Source organism: Microcystis sp. M_QC_C_20170808_M9Col, assembly GCF_007095495.1.
GTDB classification, from domain to species: Bacteria; Cyanobacteriota; Cyanobacteriia; order Cyanobacteriales; family Microcystaceae; genus Microcystis; species Microcystis aeruginosa.
In genome coordinates, this window is sequence record NZ_SFBZ01000126.1 from 1 (window position 1) to 19,317 (window position 19,317).

The window sequence follows — 19,317 nt, forward strand, 5'->3', positions numbered from 1 at the left end:
TTTAATAGGGTACGAATATCATTAAAGAAAGAAGTCCGAGTTACTAATAGCTCACGAATCTTTTGATAGGTGTAATTAACTAAATCCAAAACGGTATGAAATAAAAAAGCTAGTAAATTCAAAGACAATAAGAACTCGCACAAATGATTCTGACCATGACCAAAGTTATGCTCTAAATTATAACCGTGATTTTTAAGAACGTTATTGCCTTCATTTTCAACTTTCCATCTGCTGCGCCCAGCTTTGACAATTTCTTCGACATTATTATAAAATAATAACCTTGTTTTACCGCTAATTCACAAACAGGTTCGTGAGAATATAAGTCGTCTCCTAAAAGAGTTACAGGATAACCATACTTATTTTTATGATTCTTATTTAACCATCTTTTAACAGCCGCATTTTCACAGTCTTGTTTTTGATGACCATCTTGTTTTTTAATAAATTCTGGCTCTAAATTAATTACTTGTTTTTGATTAGGAGAAACCACAATAGGCGTGACACAGCCATGAAAATAAGTTGTAGTTCCATTTCGATGATTACGACAATTACAATGAGGGCAATTAATTTTCTTATATGAGAAATATTCTGTGCCATCTAATGCCACTAAAATTTCTCCATCTAAGTAGGGTCTGCTGAATAAATCTAAAAACCTTTTTGGATAAGACTTTTGGACTTTTTTCCCCTCAAAAAGTGCCAGCCATTGCGGGGATCGGGGGGAAATTTCCTGGACTTTTTCCCTGAAAATTAGGTAGTTGACCACCTGAAAATCGATGAAACCCCACACCCCACACCCCACCTGCCCCCCCGATGTCGGGGGGGTTGGGGGGGCCACACCCTGCCACCACCGAAAAGCTTTTTCAGCAAACCCTAAGTAGAGAAACTTTTTCAAAACTCCCTTTTCCTTTAACCATTGATAGACTTTTTGAAAAGTCCTAGAGACAGTAGATGCTGGCACTGCATCTAACAGATTTCTTATTTGATTATCCCCAGGAATTTTTTCAATTGAAAATAAACTTTCAGCATTATCTTTTCCCTTATTGCTTTTCATTAAACGTTGATGGTCTAAAAAAGACGGCGACTGAGTAAAAAAGACTGAAAATGCAGCCATCACGGCATCTTATACCTGATATTTTCTATTATTTCCAGGTTTCCTCTCATCGGGTAAATCATGTAATTCTTGACGTAAAAATTGCATTAATTCCGAAATTTCTAGGGTGGCCGCTTTTTGAGCCATCTTGGAATAATTTGACGTGCTGGTGGATTTCTAACTCACCCATTTTACCTTAGCTGACAATAATTATAAATTTTTATTTCCCTTGAATTCCCTATTCTAAAAACAGAACTATCTTCCTGAATTTCCCCCGTTCGTTCTCAGCCAACCCCTTTGATTGCTTGAGTATTTATACTTAATTTGTGAAACCAATTGTTTTTTTAGTGATCGCCTCTCCCCAAAAAGTAGTTATTTTGTACTATATTTTAAATACCAAAATCGGGGTTAATGCTCTATTTATTTCAAAATGAGATTAGAAACCCGCTTTCTTTAAGAAAGCGGGTTTCTAATCTCTTAAGCCGCTAAACTGAGAATAGCTGCTTGTCCTTGGCTCTCATTTCTCAGATTCTCAAATAATGCAAATTTATCTTGACTATAGTGCTACTACCCCCACTCATCCCCAAGTGATCGAGCGGGTTGCCACTATTCTCCAGCATCATTGGGGCAACCCCTCCAGTTTACACACTTGGGGACAGGATAGGGCGACAGTCATTGAAATGGCCAGAGAACAGGTAGCAGGGTTAATTAATGCCAATTCAGACCAGATTATCTTCACTTCTGGCGGTACGGCTATCAAGCTAAAATTGATCAGCCCCCCCGGTAAACCGCCCAAGGCTGGTTCTAATGTTAAGGAGAAAAAATAAAAATTCTTGGGTGGGAAATGTGGCCGCATCTCATAATCCACTGATTATCTATTCCCCCTTTTACCTGTTCCCTATTCTAACTGATAACTGATCACCGATTACTGATAACTGAATATGGCTTATTCTCGCATTAAAAAACTAGCAAATTATCTACGTCCCCATTGGCAAATAGTAACTGGGGGGGTAGTTGCTCTGCTTATTGTTAATCTTTTGGGTGTTTATATACCGCTTTTAATCCGGGATAGCATCGATGATTTGAGTAAATCCTTTGACTTTCAAAAAATCATTTATTATCTGATTTTAATTGTCGCTTTAGCCTCGATTATGTGGTTTATCCGCATGATTTCCAGAGTATTGTTATTCGGGATCGGTCGTCAGGTAGAGTTCGAGCTTAAACAAAAAATCTTTCAGCATTTATTAACCCTTGAACCTGCCTATTTTTCTCGACAAACTTCAGGAGATTTAATCAACCGTGCCACTAGCGATGTGGATAATATCCGTCGTCTGGTGGGTTTTGCTTTGCTCAGTTTGGCTAATACTTTTTTTGCCTATGGGTTAACTTTGCCCGTAATGTTAGCGATTCACATTCCCCTTTCAATCGCCGCTATTTCTGTCTATCCTTTGATGTTAATTGCTGTGCAGTTATTTAGTGGTCGTCTGCAGCGGCAACAGAAAAAAGTACAAGAAAAACTCTCGCATCTGAGCGATTTAATTCAAGAGGATATGAGTGGTATTACTCTGATTAAAATTTATGCCCAAGAAGGTAACGAGCGCCTAGCATTTAAGCAAAGAAATCGCAAATTATTACAGGCTAATTTAGATTTAGTCCAGACTCGTAATTTTCTTTTTCCTCTGATTGAAGCTTTGGCCTATGTCAGTTTATTGGCGTTGCTTGCTCTCGGTACTAGACAAATTATAGCGGGTAATATCACCATTGGGGACTTTATTGCTCTGTTAATTTTGGCAGAAAGATTAGTTTTTCCCACTGCTTTATTAGGTTTCACTATTACTGCCTACCAACAGGGAGAAGTGAGTATAGATCGCCTGGAAACTATCCTATTAGCCGAGGCTAAAATTAAAGACAATGCCGATTGTATTCACTTAAAAAATATTCAAGGAAAAATTACCGCCAAAGCCTTGACTTTTTTCTATCCTGATGCTAAGGAACCCGCCTTAAAATCTCTTTCTTTTACCATTAATCCGGGGGAAACGGTAGCGGTCGTCGGTGCGATCAGATCGGGAAAATCTACCCTTGCTAACGCTATTCCCCGTCTTTTGAATATTGCTGAGGGACAGTTATTTATTGATGATCAAGATGTCACTCAAATTGCCCTGGAAGAGCTGCGAAAAGCGATCGCTTATGTTCCCCAAGAAAGTTTTTTATTTAGTACCACCATTGAAGATAATATCCGTTATGGCGATCCGCTGCTGAATTTTTCGGCAGTGGAATCGGCGGCCAAACAAGCGAGAATTCAGGAGGAAATCGAGAATTTCCCGCAAAAATACGGAACTTTAGTGGGAGAACGTGGGATTACTCTTTCCGGTGGTCAACGTCAACGGGCCTCTTTAGCGCGCGCTTTAGCCATCCAAGCACCGATTTTAATCCTTGATGATGCCCTATCTAGCGTCGATAATCAAACGGCTACAGCTATTTTGGAAAATATCAGCCAAGAAAGCCAAAAAACCGTGATTTTTATCTCCCATCAATTATCGGCCGCTGCCACTGCCGATCGCATTTTTGTCATGGATCGCGGAGAAATTGTCCAGATAGGAACCCACGAGGAGTTAATCGCAGTCCCCGGAGTCTATCAAAATCTCTGGCAACAGCAGCAGTTAGAGTCTAAGGTTTTACATTAGCCGATAAAATAGGGAATCTGCCAGTTATTGCCGGTTAAGCTGTGGACTATCTCAATTACTCCTTAAGACCGTTTAAATGCAGCACAGCAGTTATCTTTTAGCGACAATGAACAAGAATCAACTTTTAACCGAACCTTTTTTACAATTACCCACCGAAACATCAGTACAAGTGATTTGGTTTACGGAATTTTTTGGCGCTCGTCATCAGGTGCGCTACGGGGAAAAACTAGAGAAAATGGTCCCCGCTCGCACTAGCAAATTAACCAGAGTTAGAGAAGATGCAAAATCGAGAACCGTTGAAGCTTATCAATCTTTAACCGCTCGAGAAATCTGGCGACATCAGGCCGAAATTACTGATTTAAATCCCGGGGAAAGGATTCCCTATCAAGTCACCAGTTTTCAGGAAAATACAGCGATTAGAAGTGATATTTATACCCTTACCCCAAGACCCAAAAAAGGAACTAATCTCAAAATTCTGCTCACTTCCGATCATCAATTAATGCCCATGACTGCCGCTAATTTACAAAAAGTTAGCGAAACTATTGGACAGGTAGATGCAGTTTTTTTAGCAGGAGATTTAGTTAATATACCCGATCGAGCTTCCGAATGGTTTGATGATATTCGCGGTGGGGCATTCTTTCCCTGTTTACAAGGTCGTGCCAATTATACTCTTACAAAGAATGGTATTCAGACTATTTATAAAGGGGGAGAAATTATTCAAAATGCGCCCTTATTTCCTGCTATTGGTAATCATGAAGTTATGGGCAGATTTTCTACTTCTATAGGTTTAAATGAACAGTTTGAAGATGCTATTCCTCAGTTTATTGCTAAACAACTAGCAGCGGATACAGCAGTAATTAATGAAACCTGGTTAAAAAATAATGCTTTCAACACAGAAACCTACGAAGAAATTTTTTCTTTGCCTCAAAATAAATATTATTCTCTAACCTTTGGCGATATTCGTTTAGTGGTTTTATATGTTACTAATATCTGGAGAAATCCCAATTTAGACCCCAGTGCAAGGGGAAGATATTACGAAAATCAAAGAGATTTAGATAGACCCGACCGCTGGGGTTACGGTCAGCATATTTTTGAGCCAATTGCTCAGGGTAGTCCTCAATATCAATGGTTAGAAAAAGAGTTAAATAGTCGAGAATTTCAAGAGGCTAAATATAAAGTAGTTATGTTTCATCATCCTCCCCATACCCTAGGAGGAAATATCGTTCCACCCTACACCGATCCCGTGCCGACAATTCAACGGGATACCACGGGAAAAGTTAGCTCAGTACGTTATGATTATCCCCGAGAAAATGATTATATTATTCGTGATCTAATTCCTTTATTAGAATCAGCCAAGGTTAATTTGGTTTTTTATGGTCATTCTCATTTATGGAATCGTTTTCTTAGTCCTAAGGGTATGAATTTTCTCGAATCTTCTAACGTTGGTAATAGTTATGCTGCTTATTTAGGTGATAAAAAACGTCCTGTACCCCTCGATAGAAATTATGCAGCCATCGGTAATCCCAATGGATTACAAGCAATTATCCCGAATATTGCTCCTCTAGTGGATTGGGTTAATCAACCTTTACCCTATATTGCCAGTAATGATCTGACGGTTTTTAGCATTTTAGATACAGAAAAAGCAACCGTGAGCAGTTATCGTTTTGATACCCGTTATCCTGACTCCGAGGTAATTAAATTTGATGAATTTGACCTTTTTAGCGTAGGTGAAATATAATAAAATCAAAGAGTGCCGGTTAAATAGATTCTCTTGGGGTTAATTGTATGACTACTGTTACTAGCAATGATATTCAAGAATTGAAAGACTTACTCTCGGCAATGCGACAGGAAACCCGCGAGCAAATGATTTCTCTGCGAGAAGAAACCCGCGAGCAAATAAGTTCCCTGCGAGAAGAAACCCGCGAGCAAATTGATACGCTAAAGGAAGATAATCGCCAACAACTAGAAACCCTGAGAGAAGAAAATAACAAGCAATTTGTTAACCTACACAAAGAAATCACGGAAGTGAAAATTATAACGGCTAAAATTGAAGGAACAATTCAATCCCAAGCAGTATTAACCCCAAAAATTCCCGATTTAATCGAGAAAGTTGGGGAATTAAAAAACTGGAAACAAATAGCTATTGTCGCTATCACTGCTTTTACCAGTGCCACAATTACTTGGTTTATTCGAGGAGGAAATTTGGCTCTTCTAGGTTCTGTGTGATAAGTTTAACTTACATAGGATCGATCGATCTTTGTGTCCTTTGTGTCTTTGTGGTTCGTTCCACCCCCTCGCTAGGAGAAATGTATCTTAGAATACATTTTACCCACCAAAGCTGGGAGAACCGAAATTTGAAACCTTAAAGTCTGGCATTTTTCTCAATTCCTAATTGGGGTTTGCTGAATAATGGTAAAACCCTTTTACAATAAGGCTTTTGACCTGTTAAAATCCGATGTTCATGCTGCGAAAATCGGATTGGGACCCTCAAAAACCTTGCATTATCCTTCTTGTCGTACACAAACTGGTACGAAAAGAGAGGGCAACAAAGCCTGAAACGACCGGCTACTGACTCGGAGACTCCTGACTCGGAGACTCCTAACCCCACCAACAAACTTTTTGCCGCAAACCCTAAATACTGTCTGAACCCATTTTTTTGCGCTTCGCTCTTGAAGCAGTTGTCAAAACGTCCACACCATCGGTGAAAGCAGGGAGGCATCGCGACTGGGGTTGTCTCTTTCATCGCTGCTCTCTCAACGTCAAGTGCTTATTCTATAACGATTATACTCTATTATACTCTTGTTGATCGTTTAAGTCCCACTAGGATAAATTGATCTCTAATAACCCCGGTGGTGGCGCGATCTCGATGCGTGCCGCTTTCAGATCCACCAGTGGAACAATTTCTTTGACGAAGGGGACCAAGGCCCTGGCCTCTGAGTCGGAGGATGGACTTTTTTTCTTGACAGAGGCGAGATTTGCTTCTAGTTGCACTGCTAAAATGTCATTACCCGCCCAGAAAATATCTACCACAACCCCGATTTTTTCTCCTGTAAGGTGATGATAAACCTCTAAGTTCACTAGCTCGCTAACATGATATTCATCCGCTTTTAGGCGAGGTTTTTCTAGTTTATTCGCCCATAATTTATATCCGCGCAAAGCTTCGGCTTGTTCCCGATTTTCAACCCCCTCTAACTTGATAACATAAACATTTTTGCCCGGTAGCTCACGTCCCCTGAGCAGAGTAATTTCTCGGATTTCTCCCCCCTGGGGTCCTTGTATTCCCCTCATCCCTCGCTTCTGAAAACGTTCGGGAAAATCTGATACCGATAAAACTCGCAATTCTCCCTCCAGTCCCTGGGGTGCTACTATTGTCCCAATTTCTAGCCAATTTTCTTCCATTGTCTCGATATTTTTTGCTATAGCTTTCCCTAGTATATAGCCTTTTTTGTCTCGCTCCTAGATTTTAAAAGTCTTGGTAAGGTAAAATTTTTATTTGACCTCTACTCCTGACCATTTTTTGACTTTTTACTGGTGACTTTTTACTGAATTATGACTATTTGGCAAGCGGATTTTTATAAATCTTCATCTTCTTCCCCTCTTGGCACAGTCTGGCAATTGTTAATTTCCGATCCTCTCGGTCATCTTATCTATGAAAATTCCTGTCCCCAATCGCAAGCTAATAGCGACTGGTTAACCCAACAGTTACAGCAAGCTTGTCAAGTCTCCTCCCCAGAAATTATCCAAGTTTTTCGCCCCCAATGCGCCAATTTATTTCTCCTCGCTGGTCAGAATTTACAGATCAAAATCGAGTTAACCCGTCACGTTAACGCCCTCAAAAAACAGCTAGAATTGCGGCAAATCCCCATAAATATCGACTCTCCTCCACCACAACCCGTACCCGACCAATTTTTAGGTCAAGAGTGGCGTTTTGCTCGCTTTCCCGCCGTTGATTTAGTTAACTTTTTTGGCGATCGCAGAATACCGATTCTTTCCCTACCAGAGGCCTTTTCTCCTTTAAAATTAGGTTTAGCCTCCACTTTAATGATCCCCGGTGTGGTTATTACCGGTGGTAAAAAATCTCTGGCGATCGCTCGTTGGTTAGGGGAAATTAACCCAGTATTTATCGATCATATTCCCACAGAAAGGGGGCGATCGGGCGGTTTAGTCTTGGAATCGGGTCTAAATGAGCGTTGGATTTTCCTGACCTACGAAGATGAAGAAGTGGCCCAGGCAGCCAATGCTTATCAAGCAACCAAAGAGGAAAGCCAAGGTTTGCACTTTCTTCTCATACAACCAGACGATTCCAGTCGCACTTTTACCGGCTTTTGGCTACTGAAGCAGGTTTAACCCCCAAGCTGTCCCCAAGAGGCAAAGAATGCCGGCTAAACCCGCTAAAGGTTGGTTATAGATACCTTTAACCCAAGCTAACCCAGAATCGCTGTAAGACATCAATTCGGCACTGTCTAGCAAGGCCAATCCCCATACCCAACCGCCATGAAGTCCCCAAGCTAATCCTAAACTACCATGATCGATCGCCCGCGCCCAGACCAGAACCATCCCCATCAGAAATAAACCGGGTAGTTGCGGCAGCGTTTGCTGACGTTCCCAAAGCAGGTGCAGCAGGGCAAAAATTAGGCTAGAAATGGCTCCCGCCACCCAAAAACCGTATTCTTGGCTTAATTGGCCCAAAAAGATGCCCCGAAAGATTAATTCCTCGGTAATACCCACCCAGAGGGCCACTATCAACAGGGGTAAACTCAAGGAAAAAGCGCGAGTTAGATTTTTGGGCTGCCAATGTACCCATGTCAAAATCCCCTCTAGGAAAAAAATTATCCCTAATCCCACCACTGCCAGGATTAATCCTTTAGTTAGGGAGATAAATAGGGAAAATGACCAAATTAATCCGTAATTATGGAGGCTGCTCCCCTCTATCTTTAATAATCCCCAGATAACTAAGGGAGCCAATGCGTAAAGAGAGGCCACCAGGGGCAATTTTTGGTCAGGTTTTGTCCCTTGCAGCGGTTGCCATCCCAAACGACTCCCTAAAACCATGGCAATGGGCAGCCAGAGAATTAACCAGACTAACAGGAAAATAATAATTTTTATTAAGGCAGCAATGTCCATTGTCAATTAGGGGTGTGGGGTGTAGGGTGTGGGGTGTGGGGTGTAGGGTGTGGGGTGTGGGGTGTAGGGTGTGGGGTGTGGGAAGAATAAACAAAAATAATCTCCTGAATACTAACTCGGAGTCTCCTGTCTCCTAACACCCATAAAACCAACCCCCTAGGCATAGGATAACTGTGGAACTTTGCGCTGGTAAAGCCTAGCTCCAACAAAAATCCATCCCTAGGGGGTTGCGAAAAAGAAGAAAAAGTGCTTAAGGAAAACCCCTCAAGTTGATAAAAGAGGCGGTCAGGGGTTAGAATTAGGGGTAAGAATCTATATTGTCTTTTTGGTCGGTCTTGTCAAAACTAGCCCTTTTGACTGCCGATTTTTTTTATCCTTATCCCTACTCCGTAACCTATTTAAGCTTCTACTGGTTCTTCTGATTCCATTTGTTTGAGGTGGATGTGCTTGTAGCCAAGTTTGATTTCAAATTCATCGCCGGGCTGCAAGTTCATTTGTTCGGTATAGGTGGAACCGATGACGATTTGACCATTTTTGTGGACACTAACCCGGAAAGTGGGTTCGCGGCCGCGGCCATCTTTAGTGCCTTCGGGATCGAGAGGAACCCCTTTTGCACCTAAAACAGCATCGTAAAAGTCGGTTAAATTGACCCGAACTTGACCATCTTTACTTTGGGAGTAGTAACCACAACGTTTTGCCGTTTCGCGACGGGGTAAGTGGGACAACTCTTTGACTTTTTGAAGTAGAGCTTTCCCGGTTAGGGGAGTAGGAGAGATATCATTCATGGTACTTTTAAATGTCCCTTGATTTTTGACTGACTGTCAATTAAGTTTACACTGACAAATTGATCATACCAAAAATCTTGCCAAAAATGTCTAGAGGGGAATAATAAATTTTTTAAAACTGATGGTTCGGTGATGACAATCGTGCTAAGAAGACCCCAGACTAGGTAGTAAGTGTAAACCTTGTGGGGGAGAGGAAATTTTTGGTCAAGACTCTCGCAATTTTTGGTCGAGTGCGAGGAAAACAGGGGGGAGAAAGTGAGGACATAAAACCGATCAAGCTATACCTAGCAAGGAATTGAGAAACTATACTTGTGGTTGGAGTTGGCAAAAAACTAATGACCCAGAGCAGTAAATCCGGGGTGATTAAACTGTTTTCGAGCGACTTGCCCATCTATGATTAGGTCTAGATACCCACCCCTTTGCTGAACCGACCGGGGAAAATCTTAAGGATTAATTACCATTACTAGCTCCCCTTTGGCCCGTTAACATCGATTATCCTGAGTATTAGGAGTCCCTCATCCCCGTGCCGAGTATGGAAGTTTCTTTTAAAATTCTGCGTCAACGACCCAACGACACCCCCTACCTAGAAAATTTTACCCTAGAGGTGGAGGCGGGAAATACAATTCTCGACTGCCTTAATCGCATCAAATGGGAACTTGATGGAACTTTGGCCTTTCGTAAAAATTGCCGCAATACAATTTGTGGCAGCTGTGCGATGAAAATTAACGGTCGTTCGGCCTTGGCTTGTCAAAAAAATATCGCCAGTGAATTAAACCATTGTAGCCAAAAAGATGCCGGAGAAATTCCCGAAATCACGATCGCCCCTCTGGGTAATTTACCGATTATCCGGGATTTAATCGTCAATATGCAACCGTTTTGGGACGATTTAGAAAAGGTTGAACCTTATATCAGTAGTCAAGCACGCACCATTCCCGAACGAGAATTTCTGCAAACTCCAGAAGAAAGAGCCAATCTCAATCAGATGGGTAACTGCATTATGTGCGGGGCCTGTTATTCGGAATGTAATGCCAAGCAAGTGAATCCTGATTTTGTCGGTCCCCACGCTTTAGCAAAAGCGCAGCGCACCCTAGCAGATTCCCGCGATGGTAATCAGGAAAGTCGCCTAGAACTTTATCATCAAGGCACCGCCGGGGTTTGGGGGTGTACGCGCTGCTATTTCTGTAATGCGGTTTGTCCCATGGAAGTGGCCCCCATGGATCAGATTAGTAAAATTAAACAGGAAATACTCGCTCGCAAGTCGGACGATAGTAGTCGTCCCATTCGTCACCGGAAAGTTTTAGTGGAATTAGTCAAAGCAGGGGGATGGGTTGATGAACGCAAATTCGGCCTCTATGTGGTGGGCAATTATTGGCGCGATTTACAGGGTTTATTAAGTATTGCCCCCTTGGGATTGCGGATGATTGCTAAGGGTAAATTTCCCACTTCCTTTGAAGCTTCCGAGGGAACCGAGGAGGTGAGAGGTTTAATTACTGCCATTCAAAATTCTCGCTCTTGATCACTCTCGATGGTTAGAGTAATTCTGAGATGATTATGATCTATATTCTATTTGACTGGAGAACCCCTTATCATGTTCGATCGAGATAGTATCCGTGGTTTTTCTGCCCTAATCACCCTTGTGGGAGTCGCTTCTAGTTTGGGTTTTAGCTTCAACGCACCGGCTTTCTCCCAAGCTATCTCTAACAATTTACCGTTACTCTTAGCCCAAAAAAGCGAAAAGGTACGAGTAGCGGTTTTAGACTTCGATTATAGCGGTCTCAGTAATCCCCAGTGGCTAACATTTCTCAATGGTGGAGCCAGTGGTGTCAGTGATATTCTCGTCAATAAATTGGTGGAAAGTGGTCGCTATACAGTCATTGAGCGCAGTCGCATTGATGCTGTCCTCAGAGAACAGAATTTGGGGGCTTCGGGACGGGTAGATGCCGCTACCGCCGCTCAAATCGGGCAAATTTTGGGGGTAGATGTGGTGATTATCGGTTCGATTACCCAATTCGATTTACAAAAAAAACAATCTGGTGGCTCGTTTATTATTTTTAGCACCGCCAAGACAGAAACCGATGCTTTTGTCAAGTTAAATGTCCGGGCAATTAATACCACCACGGCCGAAATTATTACCACCGCTCAGGGAGATGGTACTGCCAATCAATCCGATGGTTCAACCGTGGTTTTAGGGGTTGGGGGTGGTTCCCAAACCTCCAACGAAGGGAAATTACTCAGTATTGCCACGGATAAGGCAGTGGCGCAGGTGGTGGATAATCTCAATGATAAAGCCGACCAAATCGCCGCTACACCTCGCTCGCTCCCGACTGTCACCGCTTTAGTGGCTGCCGTGGCGGGAAATCAGGTAATTCTCAATAAAGGTACGGGAGAAGGCTATCGTGTCGGTTTACGCATTTCCATCGAACGGACGACTCAAACGGTCAAGGATCCGCAAACGGGTAAGGTTATCCGTCAGATTACTCAACCGATTGGCACTCTCGAAATTGTCGAAGCTGATGGTCAATCTAGCGTCGGTCGCATCATTACCGGTAATGGTTTTAAAATCGGTGATTTAGCTAAACCCATTCGTTAGTTATGAATTATGAATTGGGGAAGTGGGGAAGTGGGGAGATCGGTAAACTTAAATCTGATAACTGATCACTGATAACTGATAACTGATCACTGATAAGTGAACACTCACGAAAATTTGAAGTTATTTGACACTCCCGTCGCACTAAGCGCTTCGGGATTCTTAGTTCAACGAGTCCACTTAAATTAGATGCCTTGCGTTATCCAACCCAGAGGTGGTTCTCACGCTTGCGCGTTACTTTTCGTATGCCCTACGATAGTCCCCCTTGCCCCCCCCGACGTCGGGGGGGGGCAAGGGGGGGGTACAAAGTTTGCTTGAATTGAAACGTTAGCTTCAAATACTGCTTTGTCTATTTCCTGTAAAGATTTTACATCACGAGCAGGGGGAAACTAGAACTATTGAGTAGAACCCCATATCTTTAATTGTCAAGGTGCAGATAGCGTAGTGGTTAGACTACATGGGTTTTTAAAGCTGTTGATTACCCTATCCGCTCTACTTACATGGTAGCTATTTGGCCTGAGTAGGTCAAGACCCTTACAAGAAGAAGTTATTCGAGATTTTGTCAGGAGACTGGACGCTTATTTTTAATCGTGCTTCGTGTCACTGAGCCTTTACGTTGAGCCTTTACATTGAGCCTGTCGAAATGTGTCGAAGTGCTGTTTTATATTGGCGCTTGGTTTCATCCCGTCCCTAAAAGCGACGGGATGAAACCCCGACATTTGAGATAAAATTTATAATCGGAATCCTTTGGATATTCCCTAGACCAGAGCGATTAACGAAAATTATCAAAAAATGATACAAGATAAAAAACCCACGGTGATCATTACTGGGACAACTTCTGGAGTCGGTCTCTACGCCGCTAAATCCCTTGCTCAAAGAGGTTGGTTTGTGGTTATGGCCTGTCGGGATATCCCGAAAATGGAACAGGCTGCCAAGGAATTGAACATTCCCCGGGATAACTACTGTATTGAATTTATCGACCTCGGTTCCCTCGATAGCGTCCGGCGCTTCGTTAAAAATTTCCGGGCCTTGGGCAGATCTCTAACCGCTTTAGTCTGTAATGCCGCTATCTATCTGCCTTTGCTCAAAGAACCCTTAAGAAGTCCCGACGGTTATGAATTGAGCATGGCCACCAATCATTTAGGTCATTTCCTGCTCTCAAATTTGCTCTTGGAAGACCTAAAAAATTCCCCCTCTCCCGACCGGCGTTTAGTCATTCTCGGCACTGTCACCCATAATCCCGATGAATTAGGCGGTAAAATTCCTCCTCGTCCCGATTTGGGCGATTTGGACGGGTTTGCCAAGGGTTTCAAAGAGCCGATTACTATGGCCGACGGCAAAAAATTTGAATCGGTCAAAGCCTACAAAGATAGTAAGGTGTGTAATGTTCTCACCATGCGGGAACTGCACAAACGCTATCACCAATCGACCGGAATCACTTTTACTTCCCTCTATCCGGGTTGTGTGGCCGATACACCCCTTTTCCGCAACCATTACCCCTTTTTCCAGCAGTTTTTCCCCTGGTTCCAGAAAAATATCACCGGTGGCTATGTTTCCCAAGAATTAGCCGGGGAAAGAGTCGCTATGGTGGTGGCTGACCCCCAATACCGTCAATCTGGCGCTTACTGGAGTTGGGGCAATCGTCAGAAAAAAGAGGGTAAATCCTTTGTTCAAAGGGTTTCTCCTCAAGCTCGCGACGATGAAAGAGGGGCAAAAATGTGGGAATACAGCGCTAAATTAGTCGGATTAGCCTAATTTCTGATTTTGAGCCTGAAAAAGGACACAAGGTAACTTGTGTCCTGCCGAAGCGGGGAGCGCCGGAGCAGCAAGAAACAATCCATAACTGGGTTTTTAAAGCTTGATTGGCAGTTAATGATACTATTAAAAACGGATTTGGTATTATTCCGATTTGACTGCAAGCTTTGGCCAATCTTGACGGACAAGATTAGTCAACTTTCCTCAATAATCACTTGATCGGTAAAAATTTTTAAGTCAGAAAATTCAAAAATTGCTGGATGACAAAAGCATTAGACAAATCAATAAAAAATGCCCCCACCAAAGGAACAATAATAAATGCTTGGGGAGAAGCCCCAAAATTTTCCGTTACCGCTGTCATATTGGCGATAGCTGTGGGAGTTGCCCCTAGAGTTAAACCCAAATAACCGGCGCAAACTACTGAAGCATGATAGTTTTTTCCCATTACGGGAAAGACCAGTAAAACAGTATAAATAATACTGAGTGAGAACTGCACTAATAACAGGATAGCAATCGGTCCGGCCAAATCGATCAATGTCCATAATTGTAAACTCATCAAGGACATAGATAGGAATAAACCGAGACTAACATCAGAAATTAAGGCTAAAGAGGGCGTATTAGCGGGCCAAGGAAAGCGTTTCAACACCAAAGGTACGGTATTAGTCAGGATAATTCCTGCCAATAAACAGGGGACAAAATCCGGTAATTTTAAACCAAGGGGAGTCACCCAGTAGTTAATCTGATTACCTAAACCGATAGTTAAACCAATCACTAAGATTGAATGGAGCATTGTATTGTAATCGATATTGACATTCCTCTGGCTTTGTTTAATTCCCACCGTTAAATCTTGGTCTTGATTATTGGCTCGCAGTCGATTTCTAGTAATTAACCATTTAGCCACCGGTCCGCCAATAATTCCCCCTAAAACTAGCCCAAAAGTAGCACTAGCTACACCGATTTCTGATGCTTTGGCGATGCCATAATTATCACGAAAAATAGAAGCCCAAGCAATGGCAGTCCCGTGACCGCCACTCAAAGAAACGGAACCAGCAATCAAACCGATGGGTAAATCTAATCCCATCACTTTTGCCACTCCTAACCCGGCTAAATTTTGTAGAATGAGATAAACCACGGCGGTTATTAATAAAATTAGCAAGGGTTTACCCCCTTGCAGCAGGGTTTTTAGTTTTGAGGACAGCCCGATAGTAGTAAAAAAAACGATTAACAGGGCATCCCGAACATTAAGGGTAAATTCAATTTGCCATTTAAAAACAGCAAAAAATAGACCGAAAAATAAGGAAGCCAAGACACCACCAGCAACGGCATCAGGAATGTTATAATCTTGCAGAAATTTGATATTTTTTCTTAAATACTTACCGAGATAGAGGACTAGAATAGCCATAATAATTGTCTGGCGTTGGCTAAATTGGTAAATTTCCATTTTCTTAATCTTAGTTCTCCAAGATGCTCTACTTAAGTTTAGTCCTAATTTTCAGTAACAATAAATCCGCTTATTAAAAACTGATTATTTATTCTCCGTTTTGCATGAGTGCCTCTTGCATGAGTGCCTCTCCTCATAAGTAGCCTATACTCAACGGATTTAGTATAACAACCTTATCTGTAAGAAAGCCGCAATGAAAAAAGGACACAAAGTAAATTGTGTCCTTGCCGAAGCTATGAACTTAATTTTTATTTAGCGTCGGAGAATTCCGCATCGATGACATCATCGCCACCACCAGCACCACCAGAGGGGCCATTGCCATCATTGCCACCGGTGGGATTACTAGGGGCCCCTTGCTGATACATACTGCTACCGATCGCGTAGAGGGCTTGTTGTAATTCCGGTAGGATGGTTTTGATCTTACCATCATCGTCTTGAGCGATCGCTTCTTCCAGTTCCTTAATCAATGCCTGGGCTTTATTTTTCTCGGATGGGGGAACCTTATCGCCCAACTCGGCTAACTGCTTCTCAGCTTGATAAACCACGTTTTCAGCTTGATTTTTGCGTTCAATGCGTTCGCGACGTTCCTTATCGACTGCGGCGTTCGATTCTGCCTCATTAACCATGCGTTCCACTTCATTTTGGGGCAAGGTAGAAGCGCCGGTGATGCTGATCGATTGTTCTTTTCCTGTACCTTTATCCTTAGCGGTGACATTTAAAATACCGTTAGCATCGATGTCGAAGACCACTTCGATTTGAGGCACACCACGAGGAGCGGGAGGGATACCATCGAGTCGGAAAGTTCCCAAACTCTTGTTATCTTTGGCCATTTCCCGTTCCCCTTGCAGGACGTGGATTTCCACGTTAGTTTGTCCATCTACTGCCGTGGAGAAAACTTCCGATTTTTTGGTGGGGATAGTGGTGTTGCGGGTAATAATCCGCGTCATCACACCGCCGAGGGTTTCCACACCCAAAGACAGGGGCGAAACATCAAGCAGAAGAATATCTTTGACTTCACCAGCGAGGACACCACCTTGAATAGCGGCACCTACGGCTACCACTTCATCGGGGTTAACGCTTTGGTTAGGATCTTTGCCCAGAACTTTTTTAACTAATTCTTGAACGGCGGGAATCCGGGTTGAACCACCGACGAGAACCACTTCATCGAGGGCAGATTTATCGATTTTGGCATCACGGATGGCATTTTCGACGGGAATCCGACAGCGATCGATTAAATCGGCGCAAATTTCCTCAAATTTAGCTCTGGTTAAAGTGGTATCTAGGTGTTTTGGTCCTTCGGCGGTAGCGGTGATGAAGGGCAGGTTAATTTCCGCTTGGGTAACGCTAGAAAGTTCAATTTTGGCTTTTTCTGCCGCTTCTGTGAGACGTTGCAGGGCTTGTTTATCTTGACGGAGATCTATTCCTTCAACTTTTTTGAATTCTCCGGCTAAATAATCGACGATTTTTTTATCGAAGTCATCACCACCGAGATGAGTATCTCCAGAGGTAGCGAGAACTTCAAAGACACCATCACCCACTTCTAGAACCGATACGTCAAAGGTTCCCCCACCCAAGTCAAAAACGAGAATGGTTTCGTTAGCTTTTTTGTCTAATCCGTAGGCAAGAGAGGCGGCAGTGGGTTCGTTGATAATGCGGAGAACTTCAATCCCAGCAATTCTACCGGCATCTTTGGTGGCCTGACGTTGGGAGTCATTAAAATAAGCGGGTACGGTGATGACTGCTTGGGTAACGGTTTCGCCGAGGTATTTACTGGCATCTTCCACCAGTTTCCGCAGTACCTGGGCGGAAATTTCTTCGGGGGAGAATTGTTTGCCCTGGGCGGGACAGTCTAATTTAACGTTGCCGTTGCCGTCTTGGAGAGTTTTGTAGGATACTTCTGTGGCTTCGTTGGTAACTTCGTTGAATTTCCTGCCGATGAAGCGTTTGACGGAATAAAAAGTATTTTGCGGGTTCATTACCGCTTGACGTTTGGCGATTTGTCCTACTAGGCGATCGCCACTTTTGGCGTAGGCGACGACTGAGGGCGTGGTTCTAAATCCTTCGGCGTTGGCGATAACGGTGGGTTTGCCACCTTCCATAACCGCGACGCAGGAGTTAGTCGTCCCTAAGTCAATTCCAACTACTTTTCCCATAATCTTTGTGCTGCTCCGATACAACTATAGTGACTTCTAGAATCGGAACTGTACTCGGTTTTTAGGCGATACCCACCCCTATCAGTTCCTTCGTTATCTCTATAGTGCAAAATAACCCCGCTTTCTCGATAGTGTAGGTATCCGAACCTTTTTGGTAGTATTACAGTAGTCGGTAAACCTGCGGTGAAAGTCAAAAATTCTCCCGGAGGGCAGTCTGAACGAGTAATTTAGATAGTCAACAGCTTATCCTCTGTGCTCAAACACGATCACTGATAACAATTTATCTAATTCATCGCAGAATCTCAATTGCCTTATTGTCTTAGTTACATCGGCTTTTTACCTGATTATTTCCTAAAAACTATGGCTTACGAAACTCTGGATATTTCCACACCGACACCGATTTTATCTTGGGCGGGCCATGAATTGGGACACCAAGAAACCCAAATGGCTAAAAATGTCGCTTCCCTACCTTTTGTTTATAAACACATTTCTTTAATGCCCGATGTTCACTTGGGTAAAGGCGCTTTAGTCGGTTCGGTGATTGCCACCAAAGATGCCGTAATTCCTGCCGCCGTCGGAGTCGATATTGGTTGCGGCATGGCTGCCCTAAAAATGCCTTTTACTGGCGAACAATTGCAGGGAAAACTCAAAAAAATTCGCCTCGATGTAGAGGCGAATATTCCCGTCGGTTTTGCGGAAAATAAAGAAGTGGATCGGGAAGTAACTAAATGGCCAAAATGGGCGGAATTTAAACAGATTCATCGAGGCGTGCAGAACCTAGAGAAAAAAGCCCTTAAACAAATGGGTTCTCTGGGGGGTGGTAATCACTTTATCGAAATTTGTTTAGATACAGACAATCAAGTTTGGTTAATGCTCCATTCCGGTTCTAGAGGTATTGGTAATCAACTGGCCCAATGTCATATTGATACGGCCAAAGAGTTAGCAAAACTAGCAGAAGGTAAATTACCTGACCTCGATCTGGCCTACTTTGTTGCCGGTACAGAAGAATTTGCCGCCTACTGGCATGACCTACAATGGGCGCAGGAATATGCCCGTTATAATCGGGAAATTATGATGGCTAGATTTAAACGCATTGTTGAAAAACATCTAGCGGGAGGCAAACCAACTAAACCCCTCTTAGTAGTTAATTGTCATCACAATTATGCCGAAAAAGAAATTCATTTTGGGGAGGAGGTTTATGTCACCCGAAAAGGAGCCGTCCGCGCCAGAGAAACCGATTATGGTATTATCCCCGGTTCCATGGGAGCGCAATCTTATATTGTTAAGGGCAAAGGAGAACATAATAGCTTCTGTTCCTGTTCCCACGGGGCCGGGCGCTTGATGTCGAGAAATCTGGCTAAAAAAACCTTTACTCTTGATGATTTAATTGCCCAAACCCAAGGGGTTGAATGCCGCAAAGATGAGGGCGTTATTGATGAGATTCCGGGAGCTTATAAACCGATCCAACAGGTGATGAATCAACAGGCGGATCTAGTGGAAATTGTCGCCACTCTCAAGCAGGTGCTGTGTGTCAAAGGTTAACAAATCATTGCCAGAGCGATCGATTTTTGTCGTTTTTTCCCTAGCTTGACATCCTCGCCGCCGTAAAACGGACGGCGATTCCCAAACCTCACGATTTAGGTTTCTGCTTCTTTCCCTTGCGGGGTTCCGCACCTGCCTTAACAGATTTACTCTGTTCTG

The 19,317-nt window shown here is 43.1% G+C and carries 13 protein-coding genes and 3 pseudogenes; 9 read left to right on the forward strand and 7 right to left on the reverse strand.

Features of this window, described 5'->3' with window-relative positions; genetic code table 11:
- Position 1: 1 nt before the first annotated feature.
- Both EWV68_RS07705 and EWV68_RS07710 read right to left on the reverse strand, forming a co-directional pair.
- Positions 2 to 625, reverse strand: a pseudogene (locus EWV68_RS07705) (ISNCY family transposase); the annotation flags it as partial.
- Positions 626 to 868: 243 nt separating this feature from the next.
- Positions 869 to 1,234 (reverse strand): annotated as a pseudogene (locus tag EWV68_RS07710) (ISNCY family transposase); the annotation flags it as partial.
- A 392-nt stretch (positions 1,235 to 1,626) separates the two neighbouring features.
- On the opposite strand from EWV68_RS07710, the pseudogene EWV68_RS07715 reads away from it, so the two are divergent.
- The 4 genes and pseudogenes from EWV68_RS07715 to EWV68_RS07730 all read left to right on the forward strand — a co-directional run.
- A pseudogene (locus EWV68_RS07715) lies at positions 1,627 to 1,839 on the forward strand (aminotransferase class V-fold PLP-dependent enzyme); the annotation flags it as partial.
- Positions 1,840 to 2,028: 189 nt separating this feature from the next.
- On the forward strand, positions 2,029 to 3,771 hold the full coding sequence (locus EWV68_RS07720; protein WP_002795485.1) for an ABC transporter ATP-binding protein: 1,743 nt from the start codon (positions 2,029 to 2,031) through the stop codon (positions 3,769 to 3,771).
- A 76-nt stretch (positions 3,772 to 3,847) separates the two neighbouring features.
- A complete protein-coding gene (locus EWV68_RS07725; protein WP_287169390.1) occupies positions 3,848 to 5,509 on the forward strand; it encodes a purple acid phosphatase family protein in 1,662 nt (553 codons plus the stop codon).
- Positions 5,510 to 5,556: 47 nt separating this feature from the next.
- Complete coding sequence (locus EWV68_RS07730) at positions 5,557 to 5,997, forward strand: hypothetical protein (protein WP_287169391.1); 441 nt, start codon at positions 5,557 to 5,559, stop codon at positions 5,995 to 5,997.
- 594 nt (positions 5,998 to 6,591) lie between these two features.
- Here the strand turns inward: EWV68_RS07730 and rimM are convergent.
- Positions 6,592 to 7,170 carry a ribosome maturation factor RimM gene (rimM, locus tag EWV68_RS07735; RefSeq protein ID WP_002795455.1) on the reverse strand — a complete coding sequence of 193 codons (579 nt, stop codon included), beginning with the start codon at positions 7,168 to 7,170 and terminating at the stop codon, positions 6,592 to 6,594.
- Positions 7,171 to 7,320: 150 nt separating this feature from the next.
- Here rimM and EWV68_RS07740 point away from each other — a divergent pair, with 150 nt between their 5' ends.
- Complete coding sequence (locus EWV68_RS07740; protein WP_061431250.1) at positions 7,321 to 8,118, forward strand: Tab2/Atab2 family RNA-binding protein; 798 nt, start codon at positions 7,321 to 7,323, stop codon at positions 8,116 to 8,118.
- On the opposite strand, the gene EWV68_RS07745 is transcribed toward EWV68_RS07740, so the two are convergent.
- The gene (locus EWV68_RS07745; RefSeq protein ID WP_287169393.1) at positions 8,101 to 8,895 is read right to left on the reverse strand and encodes a CPBP family intramembrane glutamic endopeptidase; all 795 of its coding nucleotides are present in this window, start codon (positions 8,893 to 8,895) and stop codon (positions 8,101 to 8,103) included. The genes EWV68_RS07740 and EWV68_RS07745 overlap by 18 nt on opposite strands.
- A 398-nt stretch (positions 8,896 to 9,293) precedes the next feature.
- On the reverse strand, positions 9,294 to 9,680 hold the full coding sequence (locus EWV68_RS07750) for an AbrB family transcriptional regulator (RefSeq protein ID WP_061431248.1): 387 nt from the start codon (positions 9,678 to 9,680) through the stop codon (positions 9,294 to 9,296).
- 532 nt (positions 9,681 to 10,212) lie between these two features.
- Between EWV68_RS07750 and EWV68_RS07755 the strand changes: the two genes are divergently transcribed.
- From EWV68_RS07755 to EWV68_RS07765, 3 genes are all read left to right on the forward strand, one after another.
- Positions 10,213 to 11,196, forward strand: a complete 984-nt coding sequence (locus tag EWV68_RS07755) for a succinate dehydrogenase/fumarate reductase iron-sulfur subunit (RefSeq protein WP_287169394.1) — start codon at positions 10,213 to 10,215, stop codon at positions 11,194 to 11,196.
- 72 nt (positions 11,197 to 11,268) lie between these two features.
- The gene (locus tag EWV68_RS07760; protein WP_061431246.1) at positions 11,269 to 12,270 is read left to right on the forward strand and encodes a CsgG/HfaB family protein; all 1,002 of its coding nucleotides are present in this window, start codon (positions 11,269 to 11,271) and stop codon (positions 12,268 to 12,270) included.
- A 789-nt stretch (positions 12,271 to 13,059) separates the two neighbouring features.
- Positions 13,060 to 14,022, forward strand: coding sequence for a protochlorophyllide reductase (locus EWV68_RS07765; protein WP_287169395.1), 963 nt, complete (start codon positions 13,060 to 13,062; stop codon positions 14,020 to 14,022).
- 232 nt (positions 14,023 to 14,254) lie between these two features.
- Here the strand turns inward: EWV68_RS07765 and gltS are convergent, their stop codons facing one another.
- Together gltS and dnaK are read right to left on the reverse strand one after the other, a co-directional pair.
- A complete protein-coding gene (gltS, locus tag EWV68_RS07770) occupies positions 14,255 to 15,463 on the reverse strand; it encodes a sodium/glutamate symporter (protein WP_061431244.1) in 1,209 nt (402 codons plus the stop codon).
- Positions 15,464 to 15,711: 248 nt separating this feature from the next.
- Positions 15,712 to 17,616: a molecular chaperone DnaK gene (gene dnaK / locus EWV68_RS07775; RefSeq protein WP_012264781.1), complete on the reverse strand. Its 1,905-nt coding sequence runs from the start codon at positions 17,614 to 17,616 to the stop codon at positions 15,712 to 15,714.
- Positions 17,617 to 17,976: 360 nt separating this feature from the next.
- On the opposite strand from dnaK, the gene EWV68_RS07780 reads away from it, so the two are divergent.
- Positions 17,977 to 19,158 (forward strand): RtcB family protein, encoded by a 1,182-nt coding sequence (locus tag EWV68_RS07780; RefSeq protein ID WP_287169396.1) that lies wholly within the window; start codon positions 17,977 to 17,979, stop codon positions 19,156 to 19,158.
- The last annotated feature ends 159 nt before the right edge of the window (positions 19,159 to 19,317 follow it).